We start from the raw sequence: 1,188 nt of genomic DNA, 5'->3' as shown, positions 1-1,188 counted from the left end.
GGTTTGGCGATTGATCAGATCGCACAATCCGGGCTGAGTTCCCTTTCAGTGATCTACTATTCCGCGCATCTATTTAGTCACGGTAATATCCGTACCGATATCACCAACATCCCCGCCAGCATCCGTCTGCAGGACGTTACCGCTGATAATCGCGGACTCGTATCCTACGGAATCGGTTACCGCAACATCCACCGCGGTCACCACGCTGATATTTGCCAGGAAGTTCACCAGCGTCGGCAGCAGTCCGGTATTCGTCGGCGACGAGATCACCACCGTATAGTTACCTTCCGGCAGATCGCTGAAGCTGGCGCCACCGCTGTAATCCAGGCTGACGCCTCCCGCCGTGATAGTCACCGCATTCGACGCCAACGCAACCACTTCGCCGGTCGCCGTATTCACCACCGCGAGATCGGCCTGGAAGGTATCGGTACCGCCCAGCAGAAGCAGCAGCGTATTGATCAGTGCCGCCGAACTCAGCGTTGTCCCGCCGGAAATATCCAGCACCACATCCTGAGTCGTTCCACTCGCGACGGTAAAGTCAAAGTTGTTGCCGCTAAGCAGCGAAACATCAACTACGCCAAGCAAGTTCACGCCAGTCAACTGGGTAATCGTACCGTTTACACCATCGAGATTGTCATGGTTCTCAGAGATCAGCGCAGTATTGGTATCCGCGTTGGCCTGCGGAATATCCGAGTCGCTGTCAGAGTCGGCATCGCTGTCTGAATCCGAGTCGCTGTCTGAATCCGAGTCACTGTCAGAGTCAGAATCGCTGTCGGAGTCCGAATCGCTGTCCGAATCGGAGTCGCTGTCGGAGTCAGAATCGCTGTCCGAATCGGAGTCGCTGTCGCTATCCGAGTCACTATCGGAATCGGAGTCGCTGTCGCTATCGCTATCGGAATCACTGTCCGAGTCCGAGTCGCTGTCAGAATCGGAGTCGCTGTCGGAATCCGAGTCGCTGTCCGAATCCGAGTCGCTGTCGGAATCGGAATCGCTGTCAGAGTCAGAGTCGCTGTCGGAATCCGAGTCGCTGTCAGAATCCGAGTCACTGTCGGAGTCTGAATCGCTGTCAGAGTCGGAATCGCTGTCTGAATCCGAGTCACTGTCCGAATCCGAGTCGCTGTCCGAATCCGAGTCGCTGTCAGAGTCCGAATCGCTGTCGGAATCCGAGTCGCTGTCAGAGTCCGAGTC

At 56.2% G+C, this 1,188-nt stretch carries 1 pseudogene; it reads right to left on the bottom strand.

Annotation, left to right across the window (positions count from 1 at the left end):
* Window positions 1-69: 69 nt before the first annotated feature.
* Window positions 70-1,188 (bottom strand): annotated as a pseudogene (locus CMQ96_RS28755) (hypothetical protein); the annotation flags it as partial.

The sequence above is a fragment of the Klebsiella sp. MBT K-1 genome (assembly GCF_002556465.1).
GTDB lineage: Bacteria > Pseudomonadota > Gammaproteobacteria > Enterobacterales > Enterobacteriaceae > Klebsiella > Klebsiella grimontii.
The sequence above is the reverse complement of the archived record's forward strand: the minus strand, read 5'-3'. Positions and strand labels throughout refer to the sequence as shown.